The sequence below is a fragment of the Streptomyces sp. NPDC111802 genome (assembly GCF_055634335.1).
Genome location: NZ_JBVKCZ010000002.1, coordinates 187,557 through 202,119 on the forward strand (window position 1 = coordinate 187,557; position 14,563 = coordinate 202,119).

Here is a 14,563-nt window from a genome sequence, read left to right on the forward strand (position 1 = left end):
CAGACTTCAGGGGACTTAAGTGAGCGACAACCAACTGCGGGTCGTCTGGATCTACCCGGACCTGCTCAGCACCTACGGCGACCAGGGCAACGTCCTCGTCGTGGAACGGCGGGCCCGGCAGCGCGGTCTCGACGTGGCCCGGCTCGACGTGCGCAGCGACCAGCCGATCCCGACCTCCGGCGACATCTACCTCATCGGCGGCGGCGAGGACCGCCCGCAGCGGCTGGCCGCGGAGCGGCTGCGCCGGGACGGCGGTCTGCACCGGGCCGTCGAGAACGGCGCCATCGTGTTCTCGGTGTGCGCCGGGTACCAGATCCTCGGCCACGAGTTCATCAACGACCTCGGGCAGCGCGAGCCCGGCCTCGGTCTGATCGACGTGGTGTCCGTGCGCGGCGAGGGCGAGCGGTGCGTGGGTGACGTGCTCGGCGACATCGACCCGCGCCTCGGTCTGCCCCCGCTGACCGGCTTCGAGAACCACCAGGGCGTCACCCACCTCGGCCCGACCGCCCGCCCCTTCGCCCAGGTCCGCCTCGGCAACGGCAACGGCACGGGTGACGGCACGGAGGGCGCGTACAACGAGACCGTCTTCGGTACGTACATGCACGGCCCGGTGCTCGCCCGGAACCCGCTGATCGCCGACCTGCTGCTGAAGCTGGCGCTCGATGTGAACGCGCTGCCTCCGACGGACGACCGCTGGTACGAGGCGCTGCGCAACGAGCGCATCGCGTCCGCGCAGCAGCCCGCGTAAAACGATCGCTCGGCAGCCCGTCTGACCGTGCGTCCGCACAGGTGAGCGGGGTCGTCCAGCAGGCGGACGCTTGGTTCGGTCCCGCCCCCCTGTGCCGCTAGGGTGGCGGGGATTCGAGCCGGACAGCGTGGTCCGGTTCCGGCCCACGTCGAGAAGGTTTTCGGGCTATGCGCATTGGTGTCCTCACGTCCGGCGGCGACTGCCCCGGCCTGAACGCCGTCATCCGGTCCGTCGTGCACCGCGCCGTCGTCGACCACGGCGACGAGGTCATCGGCTTCCGGGACGGCTGGAAAGGTCTCCTGGAGTGCGACTACCTCAAGCTCGACCTCGACGCGGTGGGCGGCATCCTCGCCCGCGGCGGCACGATCCTCGGTTCCTCCCGGGTCCAGCCCTCCCATCTGCGGGACGGCGTGGAGCGGGCCAAGGGCCATGTCGAGGAACTCGGCCTCGACGCGATCATCCCCATCGGCGGTGAGGGCACGCTCAAGGCGGCCCGGCTGATGTCGGACAGCGGCCTGCCCGTCGTGGGCGTGCCGAAGACCATCGACAACGACATCGCGGTCACCGACGTCACCTTCGGCTTCGACACGGCGGTGACCGTGGCCACCGAGGCCCTGGACCGGCTCAAGACCACCGCCGAGTCCCATCAGCGGGTCCTGGTGGTCGAGGTCATGGGACGGCACACCGGCTGGATCGCGCTGCACTCCGGCATGGCGGCCGGCGCGCACGCCGTCGTCGTACCGGAACGGCCCTTCGACATCGAGGAGTTGAGCCGGGTCGTCGGTGAGCGGTTCGAGGCGGGGAAGCGCTTCGCGATCGTCGTGGCGGCGGAGGGTGCCAAGCCGCGGCCCGGCACGATGCGCTTCGACGAGGGCGGCAAGGACATCTACGGGCATGAGCGGTTCGCCGGGATCGCCCGTCAGCTGTCCATCGAGCTGGAGGAGCGGCTCGGGAAGGAAGCCCGGCCGGTCATTCTCGGGCATGTGCAGCGTGGTGGTACGCCCACCGCGTACGACCGGGTGCTGGCGACCCGGTTCGGGTGGCACGCGGTGGAGGCCGTGCACCGGGGGGAGTTCGGTCATATGACGGCGCTGCAGGGGACGGACATCGTGATGGTGCCGCTCGCTGAGGCCGTGGAGACGTTGAAGACGGTTCCCGAGGACCGTTACGAAGAGGCTGAGTGCGTGCTTTAGGGGCTTCGCCGTAGTTGCCCCCGGTCGATGGCTCGGCCGGGGGCAGTTCTAGTCTGTGGGGGACAGACAGCGCACAACCCCCACGAAACAGGAGCCGCAGGATGGATCACGGCGGGCACGGCATGATGATGGATCTGCCGCCGTTCACGCTGGGGCGGGGGCTTGCGTGGTCCGCGGACCCGTTCTTCCTCGTCGCCTGTCTTGTGGGGCTCGCGCTCTATGCGTGGGGCGTCGTGCGGCTGCGGCGGCGTGGGGACAAGTGGCCGGTGGGGCGGACCGTCTCGTACGTCTTCGGTGTGCTGTCCGTGATGCTCGTCATGTGTACCGGGCTGAATGACTACGGGATGGTCATGTTCAGCGTGCACATGGTGCAGCACATGGTGATCAGCATGCTGTCGCCGATCCTGCTTCTGCTGGGTGCGCCCGTCACGCTGGCGCTGCGGGCCCTGCCGCCCGCCGGACGGGGGCGCAAGGGGCCGCGGGAGTTGCTGCTGGCCCTGCTGCACAGCCGGTACATGCGGATCATCACACATCCGGCGTTCACGATCCCGCTGTTCATCGCCAGCCTCTACGCGCTGTACTTCACGCCGCTCTTCGACTTCCTGATGGGCTCCAGGACGGGGCACATCGCGATGATGGTGCACTTCCTCGCCGTGGGCGTGGTGTTCTTCTGGCCGATCATCGGCGTGGATCCCGGACCGCATCGGCCGGGGTATCTGATGCGGATGCTGGAGCTGTTCGCCGGTATGCCGTTCCACGCGTTCTTCGGTATCGCGTTGATGATGGCGTCGTCGCCGATGGTCGAGACGTTCAAGAACCCGCCCGCCTCGCTCGGTATCGACGCGCTCTCCGACCAGAACGCCGCCGGCGGTATCGCCTGGGCGTTCAGTGAGGTTCCGTCCGTGCTGGTGCTGATCGCGCTGCTGTTCCAGTGGTACGGCTCGGAGCAGCGGCAGGCCAAGCGCAAGGACCGGGCCGCCGATCGCGACGGCGACAAGGAACTCGAGGCGTACAACGCCTATTTGGCCTCATTGAACGCACGCGGAAACTGAGGAAACCGAAAGGCTTCGCCTTTCAGTAGCATGAAGCGCGTCGGGGGAACCGCCGGGGGGAGCGGTAATGGCGTTTCATGTTTTCGTACACAGGTCCGGGAAAGCGGTGGTTCGGAGGATCGCCGTCCTGTTGGCCCTCGTTCTGGCGCTCAGCGCGTGCGACCGGGACGCGCCCTTGTTCCTGGTGAAGGCCGTGGCCGCGGGAGTTCCTTCCCTCGCGCCCTTCTTCGACGAGAACCAGGGGCTGGGGCGGGACGCGCAGGTCAGGGCGCAGACGGCGCACGGCGGTCTGCAGCAGGGCGATACGCCAGGTCTGTACGGGGGTTCCAAGGAGCCGACGATCTGCGATGTCGAACGGCTGAAGGAGTTTCTCACCGATCCCGTCAATGACCGTAAGGCACAGGCGTGGGCAGCGGCGCTCTCCATCACCACGGACGAGATTCCGGTTTATATCGATCGCCTCACACCTGTTCTCCTGCGTCACGACACTCTCGTGCGGAATCACGACTACAAGAAGGGAAAGGCCGTCCCCTTCAATGCGCTACTTCAGGCGGGAATCGCGATTCTTGTCGATGCGGACGGGCTTCCCGCCGTGAAGTGCTCATGCGGAAATCCGCTGCGTCCCTTCGAGGGGGACACGACTCGGATAAAGGTCGAGTTCGACGACCGGAACGAGGAGTGGAAGGGATACGAGAAGTCGTCCGTGGTGGCCGTGCGGCCCGCCACGCGGAAAGTGGAGCGGCTCGCGCTGGTCGACGTGGACGAGCCCGACCGGGGCATCGACCGTCCCGTCGGCACCACGGGCGAGGACGACACCGCGTTCGACACGCGCGAGCGGCGTGCGGTGCCCGACCTCGCCGGGGCGACGTTCGGACAGGCGAGCCGGCGGCTGGCAGGCAAGGGGCTCGCGGTCGGCTTCGACGGCGGGGGGCTGCCGCCCGACGACGCCAGGGTGACGGCGTCGGATCCGCCGGCCGGGACCGAGCTGCGGTTCGGGGAGTACGTGATGTTGAGCGTGGCCGGCGGGAGCTCCGGCTCCAGCGGGCCGTCCGACGGTACGACGTCCACTCCGCCGCGCTCGGACACCTCCCGGCCGCCCGGGGATCCCTCGGCCCCGACTCCGTCGACCCCGTCCTCGGGGCCCGGCAGTTCCGGCCCCGGCAGCTCGGCTCCCGGCAGCTCCGAGCCCGGAGGCCCCGGCCCCACCAGCGGGCCCCCGTCCTCGGCCCCGCCGTCCTCCGCACCGCCCTCCGCGCCCCCGCCCCCGCCCCCGTCCCCGTCGACCAAGGCCCCCACGGCCTCCAGCTCACCACCCCCGAGCGCGTCGAGCTCACCACCCCCGGCCGTCACCAGCGCGCCACCGGAGACCACCGGCTCGCCCCCGACCAGCGCCCCGGTCACCAGCAGCGCACCACCGCCCGTGACCACCGCCCCCGCCACGTCCGAACCCGCGACGGGCAGGCCGTCCACCGACGGGCCCACCGCGAGCACGTCCGCCTAACGACCACGCGGCCAGCGCACCCGCAGAACCCGGGAGTCACCGGATGCCTTCAGGAACACCGACGTCGGGAGTGGGCCGGGTCATCGCCGGCCGTTATCTGCTGCTGAACCGGCTCGGCAGCGGCGGTATGGGCCATGTCTGGCTCGCCCACGACCGGAGACTCGCCTGTGAGGTCGCGCTCAAGGAGATCGTGTTCCGGGACCCGGCCGAGGCCGACGAGCGCGAGGCCCGGGTGGCCCGGGCCCGCGCGGAGGCCCGGCACGCGGCGGGGCTGCGAGGGCATCCGCATGTGGTGACCGTGCACGACGTGCTGGAGCACGACGGGCTGCCGTGGATCGTCATGGAGTACGTGGAAGGTGCCGTCAACCTGCGTGACCTGGTCGATCAGCAGGGCCCCCTGGCGCCCGCGGAGTGCGCCCGCGTCGGGCTCGCCGTGCTCGACGCGCTGACCGCCGGACACCGGCGGGGCATCATGCACCGGGACGTGAAGCCGGCGAACATCCTGCTGGCACCGGACCGCACCGGGGCGCCGTACGGGCGCGTACTGCTCACCGACTATGGCATCTCGGTGCAGCCGGACGCCGGTGAGACGCGGTACACGCTGGCGTCGGTGCTGGTGGGCACGGCGGGCTATCTGGCGCCGGAGCGGGTCACGGGCGGGGCGCCCACGCCGGCCGCCGACCTGTTCTCACTGGGCTGCACGCTGTACTACGCCGCCGAGGGCCGAGGTCCCTTCGACCGTGAGTCGCATCTGGCGGAACTCACCGCGGTGGTCATGGAGGAGCCCCGGGCGGCCGGGCGGGCCGGGGCGCTGGAGCCGGTCCTGCGGGCGTTGCTGGAAAAGGATCCGGCGCGGCGGATGTCGGCCGCGGAGGCTGAGGCGGCGCTGTCGCGGATCGTCGTTCCGGAGGCCGACGCGTACGCGCGGACCCAGACCGACCTCGGCTCGCAGCCGCACTGGGGCGGGTCGCCGCCCGCGAGGGCCGTGCCCGACGCGGGAGGGTTCGGGTCCCTGCCCGGGTCCGAGCGGCCGGGCGCCGCGCAGGGCTTCCGTCCCCCGTCCGGACGTGTCGACGGATCGCAGGGCTCCGCGCCCGGGCAGCCCGGCGATTGGTTGCCCGAGCCTCCCGGTGGGCCGCGCGGCTTCGGATCGGGTGAGCCGGGCCGGACCCGCCCCCGCGTCCGCCACGCGGTCCTCGCCGGTCTGCTCGGGCTGGCGCTCGCGGGGACCGGCGTCTGGTACGCCATGTCCCAGCGGTCGCAGACCGGCGGGACCGAGCGGCCGTACGGCGATGCCGTCGGGCTCGGCGGGCCGCTGAAGGGCGGCGACTGTGTGCTCGCCGACTGGCCCGGCGGGGCCGCCTTCCAGGGCACGCCCCGGCTGAGTCTGGATCCCGGTTGCGGGGAGCAGGCGCCCGACGGTCAGGTGATGGCGTTCGTGGCGGCCGCGTCGGCCGCCGAGGCCCGCCAGGAGGGGCCGGCGGCGTGCGAGGAGCGGACGGAGGAGTTCCGGGAGGGGCTGGCGGACGTCCGCAGCTTCGCCGTGGTGCCGAGCGAGGCGGGTTTCGAGGCGGCGGGGCGGCGTACCGCCTGTCTGGTGCTGGGCGGGCACGGGCCGGTGTACGGGCCGCTGGGCGAGCACCGCGAGGCGGGGTCGGCCTTCGCGGACACGGCGACGATGCAGCGGCGGGACTGTCTGGACGTGCGCTCGCACCGGGACGCCCGGCTGGTGTCCTGCGCGGGGCCGCACGACGAGCAGGTGCTCGGTTTCGCCCGGCTGGGCGCCGACGTCACGCTGAGCGAGGCCCGTACCGAGTCGGACACGGCGTGCGCCCGGGAGGTGCCGCCGCGCGACTACGGATTCGATCCCTCCGTGTACACGGCGGGCTCCTGGACCAGCGAGGGGGCCTGGAAGAACGGCACCCATTTCGTCGTGTGCACCGTCCGGAAGCAGAACGGGGGCACCATGGAGGGGGACGAACCCTAGGAGGGTGTTGCGATGCCCGGTTCTACGGACGGTTCTACGAAGGCGATGGGGGTGCTCACCGTAGGCGGACTCGTCGTGGTCACGGCCTACACGGTGGCGCTCGGGAGCAATGGCTGGCTGTGGTTCGGGTGGGTGGTGCTGGGGCTCATCACGCTGGGGATGGTCGTCAGCCGCCCCACCTGAGCCTCACTCCCGGGCGAGTCGCCCCGCCGAGTGCACGCCCGGCTGGTACTTCGGCAGCCGGGCGGTCACCTTCATGCCCGCGCCCAGGGCGGTCTCGATGACGAGGCCGTAGTCGTCGCCGTACACCTGCCGTAGCCGGTCGTCGACGTTCGACAGCCCGATGCCCCCCGAGGGGCTGACCTCGCCCGCGAGGATGCGGCGCAGCAGGACGGGGTCCATTCCGGCGCCGTCGTCCTCGATCACGACGAGGGCCTCGGCGCCGGCGTCCTGCGCGGTGATCTGGATGCGGCACTTGTCGGCGGCCCCCTCCAGGCCGTGCTTGACGGCGTTCTCGACGAGCGGCTGCAGGCACAGGAAGGGCAGGGCGACCGGCAGTACCTCCGGGGCGATCTGGAGGGTGACGGAGAGGCGGTCGCCGAAGCGTGCCCGCACCAGCGCCAAGTAGTGGTCGATGGCGTGGAGTTCGTCGGCGAGGGTGGTGAAGTCGCCATGTCTGCGGAACGAGTAGCGGGTGAAGTCGGCGAATTCCAGGAGCAGTTCGCGGGCGCGCTCGGGGTCGGTGCGGACGAAGCTGGCGATCACCGCGAGCGAGTTGAAGATGAAGTGCGGGGAGATCTGCGCCCGCAGTGCCTTGATCTCGGCCTCGATCAGCCGGGTACGGGACTGGTCGAGGTCGGCCAGCTCCAGTTGTACGGACACCCAGCGGGCCACTTCGCCCGCCGCGCGCACGAGCACCGCCGACTCGCGGGGCGCGCAGGCGACGAGGGCGCCGTGGACGCGGTCGTCGACGGTCAGCGGGGCGACGACCGCCCAGCGCACCGGGCAGTCGGGGGTGTCGCAGGTGAGCGGGAGGGCCTCGCCGCGACCGGACTCCAGGGGGCCGGCGAGGAGTTCCATGATCTCCGTACGGTGATGGCCGCCCACCCCGTCCCACACCAGGACCTCCTTCTGGTCCGTCAGGCACAGCGCGTCGGTGCCGAGGAGTGAGCGGAGCCTGCGTGCCGACTTGCGGGCGGTCTCCTCGGTGAGTCCGGCGCGCAGCGGGGGCGCGGCGAGGGAGGCGGTGTGCAGCGTCTCGAAGGTGGCGTGCTCGACGGGGGTGCCCAGGTCGCCGAGGTTCTCGGGGCGGGCGGTGCGGCGGCCGAGCCAGAAGCCCGCGGCGAGCAGCGGGAGGATCGCCACGCACAGGCCCGCGATGAATCCGCTCATGCCTTCGCCTCCGCCCGCAGTTCCTCCGGCAGATGGAAGCGCGCCAGGATCGCCGCCGTCCCGGGCGGCACCCGGCCCGGGGTCGCCAGGGACACCAGCACCATGGTGAGGAAGCCCAGCGGCACCGACCAGACCGCGGGCCAGGCGAGCAGCGCGTGCAGCGCGCCGGAGCCCGGGAAGCCCGCCATGGTCGCGGCGACGGCGAGCAGTGCCGAGCCGCCGCCCACCAGCATCCCGGCGGCGGCGCCGGGCGGGGTGAGGCGGCGCCACCAGATGCCGAGAACAAGCAGCGGGCAGAAGGACGACGCCGACACGGCGAAGGCGAGGCCCACCGCGTCGGCCACCGGCAGCCCGCCGACCAGGGCGCTCGCGGCGAGCGGCACGGCCATGGCGAGGACCGTGCCGAGCCGGAAGTGCCGTACGCCGCGGGCCGGCAGGACGTCCTGGGTGAGCACGCCCGCGACGGCCATGGTCAGGCCGGACGCCGTGGACAGGAACGCGGCGAACGCGCCGCCCGCGACCAGCGCGCCGAGCAGGTCACCGCCGAGGCCGCCGATCATGCGGTCGGGCAGGAGGAGCGCGGCGGCGTCCGCGTCGCCGGTGAGGGTGAGTTCGGGGGCGTAGATACGGCCGAGGGCGCCGTAGACCGGGGGCAGCAGGTAGAAGGCGCCGATCAGGCCGAGCACGGCGACGGTGGTGCGGCGGGCGGCGACGCCGTGCGGGCTGGTGTAGAAGCGCACGACGACATGCGGCAGTCCCATGGTGCCGAGGAACGTGGCGAGGATCAGGCCGTACGTGGCGTACAGGGGGCGTTCGCCGCGGGTCTCGGCCTGCGACGGGGACAGGCCGCCGCCCGCGCTGCGGTCGCGTTCGGGTATCTCTGCGCCCTTGGCGAAGGTCAGACGGGTGCCGGCCTCGATGTGGTGGGTGCCGGCGGGGAGTTCCAGCTTGTGGTCGTCGTGGGTGCGGCCGTCGATGGTGCCGTTGACCGTGACGGACAGCGGCCGGTCGAGTCTCAGCTTGATGCTGTCGTCGACGCGGACGACGCTCTGTTCACGGAAGGTCGCCGGTTCGTCGAAGGCGTGGCGGGGGGCGCCGTCGCTCTGCCAGGCGAGGATCAGGAAGAGGGCGGGGACGAGCAGGGCGGTGAGTTTCAGCCAGTACTGGAAGGCCTGCACGAAGGTGATGCTGCGCATGCCGCCGGCGGCGACGATGGCGACCACGACGACGGCGACGATCAGTCCGCCGAGCGAGTCGGGCGCGCCCGTCAGCACGGTCAGCGTCAGTCCGGCGCCCTGGAGTTGGGGCAGCAGATACAGCCAGCCGGTGCCGACGACGAAGGCGCCCGCGAGCCGGCGTACGGCCTGGGAGGACAGCCGGGCCTCGGCGAAGTCGGGAAGTGTGTAGGCACCGGAGCGGCGCAGCGGGGCGGCGACGAACAGCAGCAGGACCAGGTATCCGGCGGTGTAGCCGACCGGGTACCAGAGCATGTCGGGGCCCTGGACGAGGAGGAGGCCGGCGATGCCGAGGAAGGAGGCGGCGGAGAGGTACTCGCCGCTGATCGCGGCCGCGTTGAGGCGGGGGCCGACGGTGCGGGAGGCGACGTAGAAGTCGGAGGTGGTGCGGGAGATGCGCAGGCCGAAGGCGCCGACGAGGACGGTCGCGAGGACGACGAGGGCGACGGCGGGGACGGCGTAGCTGGAGTTCACGGGCGCATCGGTTCCTCGGGCTCAGCGGTCTTCGACGAGGCGCACGAAGTCCCGCTCGTTGCGTTCGGCGCGCCGCACGTACCAGCGAGCGAGGAGGACCATGGGGGCGTAGAGGCAGAAGCCGAGGACCAGCAACTCCAGGCCGCGGGCGTCCGGCATGGCCGCGAAGAGCAGCGGCAGGGGGCCGATGAGCAGGCCCAGGACCGCGAACACGGTGAGGCCGGCGCGCAGTTGGGTGCGCATCAGGGAGCGGACGTAGGTGTGGCCGAGGGTGGTCTGCTCGTCGATCTCGGTGCGCGGGCGGTAGTAGCCGGAGACGCGGCGGGTCTGCCGGGGTGGGCCGGTGACGACGACACGGCGTTCGGTGGGGCTCTGCGGCATCGTCATGGCCTCCTCATGAGCAGGTCTCGCAGCTCGCGTGCGTGCCGGCGGCTGACCTGGAGTTCCTCGGCGCCGACCATGACGCTGACGGTGCCCGCGTCCAGGCGGAGCTCGCCGATGTGGCGCAGGGCGACGAGGTGGCGGCGGTGGATGCGGACGAAGCCGCGCGAGCGCCAGCGCTCCTCCAGTGTGGACAGGGGGATGCGGACGAGGTGGCTGCCCTTTTCGGTGTGCAGACGGGCGTAGTCGCCCTGGGCCTCGACGTGCGTGATGTCCTCGACGGCGACGAATCGGGTCACTCCGCCGAGTTCGACGGGGATGTGGTCGGGGTCGGGTTCGCTCACGGGTATTCGGGGCCCGGTGTCCCTGAGCTCGGCGGCACGGCGGATGGCTTCCGCGAGGCGTTCCTTGCGCACGGGCTTGAGAACGTAGTCGACGGCCTTGAGGTCGAAGGCCTGGACGGCGAAGTCCTCGTGGGCGGTGACGAACACGACCAGCGGCGGCTTGGCGAGGCCGGTGAGCAGCCGGGCCAGGTCCAGGCCGTCAAGGCCGGGCATGTTGATGTCGAGGAAGACGACGTCGATCGACTCCGGGCCGTACGGTCCCGACTCCAGGGCTCGGTTGATCCGGCGCAGCGCCTCGGTCGCGTCGCCGGCGCCCTCCGCGCTGCCGATGCGCGGGTCCGCGTTCAGCAGGTAGAGCAGTTCCTCCAGCGAGGGGCGTTCGTCGTCGACAGCCAGGGCGCGCAGCATGAACGGGAGTGTAAGAGCAATGCGTGCGCCTGGACATGTGGTCTGCGTGGACGTCTGCGCCAGGTGTCGTGCCGCTTACAGTGCCCTCATGAACAGCGGCGCGGCCTCCTTCGACGAACTCGACCGGAAGATCATCACGGCCCTGATGGCGAACGCCCGGACCAGTTTCGCCGAGATCGGCTCGAGCGTCGGGCTGTCGGCGACCGCGGTGAAGCGGCGCGTGGACCGGCTGCGGGACACGGGGGTGATCACCGGGTTCACGGCCACGGTCAAGCCGTCGGCCCTGGGCTGGCGTACGGAGGCGTACGTCGAGGTGTACTGCGAGGGTGCGGCCCCGCCGCGGCGGCTGGCGGAGGTGGTCCGCAACCATCCCGAGATCACCGCGGCGATGACGGTGACCGGGGGCGCGGACGCGCTGCTGCATGTGCGGGCGCGGGACGTGGAGCATTTCGAGGAGGTGCTGGAGCGGATCCGGGTCGAGCCGTTCATCCGCAAGACGATCAGCGTCATGGTGCTGTCCCATCTCATCCCGGAGAGTCCGGAGGCGGGTGCCACCCAAGCCATCCAGGAGGAGGACTCGGGGTCGTGGGGGTGACGCATCGGTCGTGCGCCGAGTGGGCCGAAGACGCAGCATTCCTGCGTGAACACGCACTTCTTGTTTCTTGTCGCTCGTCGGCCTCCCTTTCTACCTTGGAGTCAATCCTCATCAACACCGTAGGAAGCGGAGGAACCCCTCTGTGCCCGAAACCCGTGTGCCGCGCCGGCGGCGCTTCCTGGTCTGCGAACCCAGACACTTCGCCGTGCAGTACGCGATCAACCCCTGGATGCAACCCGACATCCGGGTGGACGTCGATCTGGCCCAGGAGCAGTGGCAGTCGCTGATCCGTGCCTATCGTTCCCACGGCCACGCGGTCGACGTCGTGGAGCCGGTCGCCGGTCTTCCCGACATGGTCTTCGCCGCGAACTCGGCGGTCGTCGTCGGCGGCCGCGTCTTCGGTTCCCTGTTCCACGCGGCCGAGCGCCGTCCCGAGTCCACGCACTACGACACGTGGTTCAAGACGGCGGGCTTCGACGTGTACCGGCCCGAGTCCGTGTGCGAGGGCGAGGGCGACCTGGTGTGGACGGGCCGCTATGTGCTCGCCGGCACCGGCTTTCGCACCACCCGCGAGGCGCACCGCGAGGTGCAGGAGTTCTTCGGCCACCCGGTGATCAGCCTGACGCTGGTGGATCCGTACTTCTACCACCTGGACACGGCGCTGTTCGTGCTCGACGACGACAACATCGCCTACTACCCGGAGGCGTTCTCGCCGGGCAGCCGTGAGGTGCTCGCGCGGCTGTACCCGGACGCGGTGCTCGCGACCCGCGACGACGCGTCCGCCTTCGGTCTGAACTCCGTGTCCGACGGCCGCCACGTCTTCATCGCGCCCCAGGCCGAGGCCCTCGCCGCCGGGCTGGACGAGCGCGGCTATGTCCCCGTCCCCGTCGACCTGTCGGAGTTCCGCAAGGCCGGCGGTGGCATCAAGTGCTGCACCCAGGAGATCCGCTCATGACCGCGCCCGCGCAGACCCGTTCGTCCGCCGATCTGATCCGCGCCGAGGAGCCGGTCCTGGCGCACAACTACCATCCGCTGCCGGTGGTCGTCTCCCGGGCCGAGGGCACCTGGGTGGAGGACGTGGAGGGCCGCCGCTACCTCGACATGCTGGCGGGTTACTCGGCGCTGAACTTCGGCCACCGCCATCCGGCGCTGGTCGAGGCGGCGCACGCCCAGCTCGACCGGCTGACCCTGACGTCCCGGGCCTTCCACAACGACAGGCTCGCCGAGTTCGCCGAGCGGCTGGCGGCGCTGACCGGCCTGGACATGGTGCTGCCGATGAACACGGGCGCCGAGGCCGTGGAGAGCGGCATCAAGGTGGCCCGCAAGTGGGCGTACGACGTGAAGGGCGTCCCGGCCGATCAGGCGACGATCGTGGTGGCGGCCGACAACTTCCACGGCCGTACGACGACGATCGTGTCGTTCTCCACGGACGAGACCGCGCGGCAGGGCTTCGGCCCCTTCACACCGGGCTTCCGGATCGTGCCGTACAACGACCTGCCGGCGCTGGAGGCGGCGGTCGACGAGACGACGGCGGCGGTGCTGCTGGAACCCATTCAGGGCGAGGCGGGTGTACTGATCCCCGACCAGGGCTATCTGGCCGGTGTTCGCGAGCTGACCAGCCGCAAGGGCTGCCTGTTCATCGCGGACGAGATCCAGTCGGGCCTCGGTCGCACGGGCCGTACGCTCGCCGTCGAGCACGAGTCGGTCGTCCCGGACGTGCTGCTGCTCGGCAAGGCACTGGGCGGCGGCATCGTGCCGGTGTCGGCGGTGGTGGCCCGCCGGGAGGTGCTCGGTGTCCTGGGGCCGGGCGAGCACGGCTCGACGTTCGGCGGCAACCCGCTGGCCGCCGCGGTCGGCACGGCGGTGGTCGAGCTGCTGGAGACGGGCGAGTTCCAGCGCCGGGCCGCCGAGCTGGGCGTGGTCCTGCGGGGCGGTCTGTCGGCACTGCTCGGCAAGGGCGTCGTCGGCTTCCGCGCACGGGGCCTGTGGGCGGGCGTCGACATCGACCCCGCGGTCGGCACGGGCCGCGAGATCAGCGAACGCCTGCTCCGCGAGGGCGTCCTGGTAAAGGACACCCACGGCTCCACGATCCGCCTGGCCCCTCCGCTGACGATCACTGCGGAGGAGTTGACGGGGGCGCTGGGGGCGCTGGAGAAGGTGCTCGACTAGACGGGCCACCGGCGGCCGGGCCTGGCGGTCTGGCTCCCGTGGGTTGGGGGCCGGGCTGTCGGGGGTGCGGCATGCGGGTTCGGTGGGGCGGGGTGTCGGGGACTCCGACGCGGGGGCTCTCGGGCCGCTCGGTCGCGTCCGGAGCGGGGCCCCGGGCGCACTGTTGGGTCCGGAGCGGGGCCCCGGGCCGCACGGTCGCGTCCGGAGCAGGGCCCCGGGCCGCACGGTCGCGTCCGGGGGCGGCCTCGCCCGCTCGGGCTGTCGGGTGCCGAACGGGGGCGCCCGAGCGCACTGCCGGGTCCGGAGTGAGGGCCCCGGCCTCACCCTCGGTCCGGAGTGGGGGTCCCGTCGCCGCACGGTCGCGTCCGGAGCGGGGCACGTCGGCTCGGCTGTCGGGTCCGGAGTGGGGGCTCCCGGGCGCACTGTCGCGTCCGGAGCAGGGGCCCCAGGCCACATGGTCGTGTACGGAGTGGGGCCCCGGGCCGCACCGTCGCGTCCGGGGCGGCCTCGCCCGCTCGGGCTGTCGGGTGCCGAGCGGGGGCTCCCGATTGCACTGCCGGGTCCGGAGCAGGGGCCCCAGGCCGCATGGTCGCGTACGGAGTGGGGGCTCCCGGCCGCGCTGTCGCGTCCGGAGCGGTGCCCCCGGCGCACGGTCGCGTCCGGAGCAGGGCCTCCGGGCCGCACAGTCGCGTCCGGAGCGGTGCCCCCGGCGCACGGTCGCGTCCGGAGCAGGGCCTCCGGGCCGCACGGTCGCGTCCGGAGCGGGGATTCGCCGGCTCGGGCTGTCGGATGCCGGGACAGGACCCCGCCGGAGCGGCCGCCCCCAAGGCGCAGTGCGGCCAGCGGCGGCAAGCTCGCGGCCACGCGGACGAGCGACGCCCGATCCGGGCAAGCGCACATCGCCCGCTTGATCCGGGCGAGCCCACATCGCCCCCCGACCCGGGCAAGCCCACACCGCCGCCCGACTCCCCGGACGGCCGGGAGCGAGGTGCAGCGCGTTCCCCCGGCCCGTGCTCCCGCACACCGCTGCCCCACGGCCGACGCCTGAACCGGCCACCCCCCTTTCCCCGGCTCCCGCATGTGC

General features: G+C 71.9%; 13 protein-coding genes. 9 read left to right on the plus strand and 4 right to left on the minus strand.

The window, feature by feature from the left end:
• Positions 1-19: 19 nt before the first annotated feature.
• The 6 genes from ACZ7NC_RS02505 to ACZ7NC_RS02530 all read left to right on the plus strand — a co-directional run bounded on the left by ACZ7NC_RS02505 (position 20) and on the right by ACZ7NC_RS02530 (position 6,664).
• Positions 20-748 carry a type 1 glutamine amidotransferase gene (locus ACZ7NC_RS02505; protein ID WP_471484236.1) on the plus strand — a complete coding sequence of 243 codons (729 nt, stop codon included), beginning with the start codon at positions 20-22 and terminating at the stop codon, positions 746-748.
• 167 nt (positions 749-915) lie between these two features.
• The gene (locus tag ACZ7NC_RS02510) at positions 916-1,941 is read left to right on the plus strand and encodes a 6-phosphofructokinase (RefSeq protein ID WP_471484237.1); all 1,026 of its coding nucleotides are present in this window, start codon (positions 916-918) and stop codon (positions 1,939-1,941) included.
• A gap of 101 nt (positions 1,942-2,042) precedes the next feature.
• Positions 2,043-2,993, plus strand: coding sequence for a cytochrome c oxidase assembly protein (locus tag ACZ7NC_RS02515; protein ID WP_471484239.1), 951 nt, complete (start codon positions 2,043-2,045; stop codon positions 2,991-2,993).
• Positions 2,994-3,123: 130 nt separating this feature from the next.
• Positions 3,124-4,494, plus strand: coding sequence for a DUF6777 domain-containing protein (locus ACZ7NC_RS02520; RefSeq protein ID WP_471484241.1), 1,371 nt, complete (start codon positions 3,124-3,126; stop codon positions 4,492-4,494).
• A gap of 43 nt (positions 4,495-4,537) precedes the next feature.
• Complete coding sequence (locus tag ACZ7NC_RS02525) at positions 4,538-6,481, plus strand: serine/threonine-protein kinase (protein ID WP_471484243.1); 1,944 nt, start codon at positions 4,538-4,540, stop codon at positions 6,479-6,481.
• A gap of 12 nt (positions 6,482-6,493) precedes the next feature.
• On the plus strand, positions 6,494-6,664 hold the full coding sequence (locus tag ACZ7NC_RS02530; RefSeq protein ID WP_190072240.1) for a hypothetical protein: 171 nt from the start codon (positions 6,494-6,496) through the stop codon (positions 6,662-6,664).
• A 3-nt stretch (positions 6,665-6,667) separates the two neighbouring features.
• Here the strand turns inward: ACZ7NC_RS02530 and ACZ7NC_RS02535 are convergent, their stop codons facing one another.
• The 4 genes from ACZ7NC_RS02535 to ACZ7NC_RS02550 are packed head-to-tail and all read right to left on the minus strand — an operon-like array spanning position 6,668 to position 10,715.
• Entirely contained in the window at positions 6,668-7,873 is a 1,206-nt protein-coding gene (locus ACZ7NC_RS02535) for a sensor histidine kinase (RefSeq protein ID WP_471484244.1), read from the minus strand.
• The gene (locus ACZ7NC_RS02540) at positions 7,870-9,582 is read right to left on the minus strand and encodes a sodium/solute symporter (RefSeq protein ID WP_471484246.1); all 1,713 of its coding nucleotides are present in this window, start codon (positions 9,580-9,582) and stop codon (positions 7,870-7,872) included. Before ACZ7NC_RS02540 ends, ACZ7NC_RS02535 begins: the two co-directional genes overlap by 4 nt.
• 21 nt (positions 9,583-9,603) lie before the next feature.
• The gene (locus ACZ7NC_RS02545) at positions 9,604-9,963 is read right to left on the minus strand and encodes a hypothetical protein (RefSeq protein ID WP_471484248.1); all 360 of its coding nucleotides are present in this window, start codon (positions 9,961-9,963) and stop codon (positions 9,604-9,606) included.
• Positions 9,964-9,965: 2 nt separating this feature from the next.
• Positions 9,966-10,715 carry a LytR/AlgR family response regulator transcription factor gene (locus tag ACZ7NC_RS02550; RefSeq protein WP_471484249.1) on the minus strand — a complete coding sequence of 250 codons (750 nt, stop codon included), beginning with the start codon at positions 10,713-10,715 and terminating at the stop codon, positions 9,966-9,968.
• A gap of 88 nt (positions 10,716-10,803) precedes the next feature.
• On the opposite strand from ACZ7NC_RS02550, the gene ACZ7NC_RS02555 reads away from it, so the two are divergent.
• The 3 genes from ACZ7NC_RS02555 to rocD all read left to right on the plus strand — a co-directional run bounded on the left by ACZ7NC_RS02555 (position 10,804) and on the right by rocD (position 13,479).
• Positions 10,804-11,310, plus strand: a complete 507-nt coding sequence (locus ACZ7NC_RS02555) for an Lrp/AsnC family transcriptional regulator (RefSeq protein WP_471484251.1) — start codon at positions 10,804-10,806, stop codon at positions 11,308-11,310.
• Positions 11,311-11,452: 142 nt separating this feature from the next.
• Positions 11,453-12,265: a dimethylargininase gene (gene ddaH, locus ACZ7NC_RS02560; protein ID WP_471484252.1), complete on the plus strand. Its 813-nt coding sequence runs from the start codon at positions 11,453-11,455 to the stop codon at positions 12,263-12,265.
• Complete coding sequence (rocD, locus tag ACZ7NC_RS02565) at positions 12,262-13,479, plus strand: ornithine--oxo-acid transaminase (protein ID WP_471484254.1); 1,218 nt, start codon at positions 12,262-12,264, stop codon at positions 13,477-13,479. The genes ddaH and rocD overlap by 4 nt, the downstream gene beginning before the upstream one ends.
• The last annotated feature ends 1,084 nt before the right edge of the window (positions 13,480-14,563 follow it).

Excerpts from the sequence above, each read along its gene's own strand:
- ACZ7NC_RS02510 (WP_471484237.1), top strand. The coding sequence starts at position 916 with ATGCGCATTGGTGTCCTCACGTCCGGCGGCGACTGCCCCGGCCTGAAC.
- ACZ7NC_RS02515 (WP_471484239.1), top strand. The coding sequence starts at position 2,043 with ATGGATCACGGCGGGCACGGCATGATGATGGATCTGCCGCCGTTCACG.
- ACZ7NC_RS02525 (WP_471484243.1), top strand. The coding sequence starts at position 4,538 with ATGCCTTCAGGAACACCGACGTCGGGAGTGGGCCGGGTCATCGCCGGC.
- ACZ7NC_RS02530 (WP_190072240.1), top strand. The coding sequence starts at position 6,494 with ATGCCCGGTTCTACGGACGGTTCTACGAAGGCGATGGGGGTGCTCACC.
- ACZ7NC_RS02535 (WP_471484244.1), bottom strand. The coding sequence starts at position 7,873 with ATGAGCGGATTCATCGCGGGCCTGTGCGTGGCGATCCTCCCGCTGCTC.
- ACZ7NC_RS02545 (WP_471484248.1), bottom strand. The coding sequence starts at position 9,963 with ATGCCGCAGAGCCCCACCGAACGCCGTGTCGTCGTCACCGGCCCACCC.
- ACZ7NC_RS02550 (WP_471484249.1), bottom strand. The coding sequence starts at position 10,715 with ATGCTGCGCGCCCTGGCTGTCGACGACGAACGCCCCTCGCTGGAGGAA.
- ACZ7NC_RS02555 (WP_471484251.1), top strand. The coding sequence starts at position 10,804 with ATGAACAGCGGCGCGGCCTCCTTCGACGAACTCGACCGGAAGATCATC.
- rocD (WP_471484254.1), top strand. The coding sequence starts at position 12,262 with ATGACCGCGCCCGCGCAGACCCGTTCGTCCGCCGATCTGATCCGCGCC.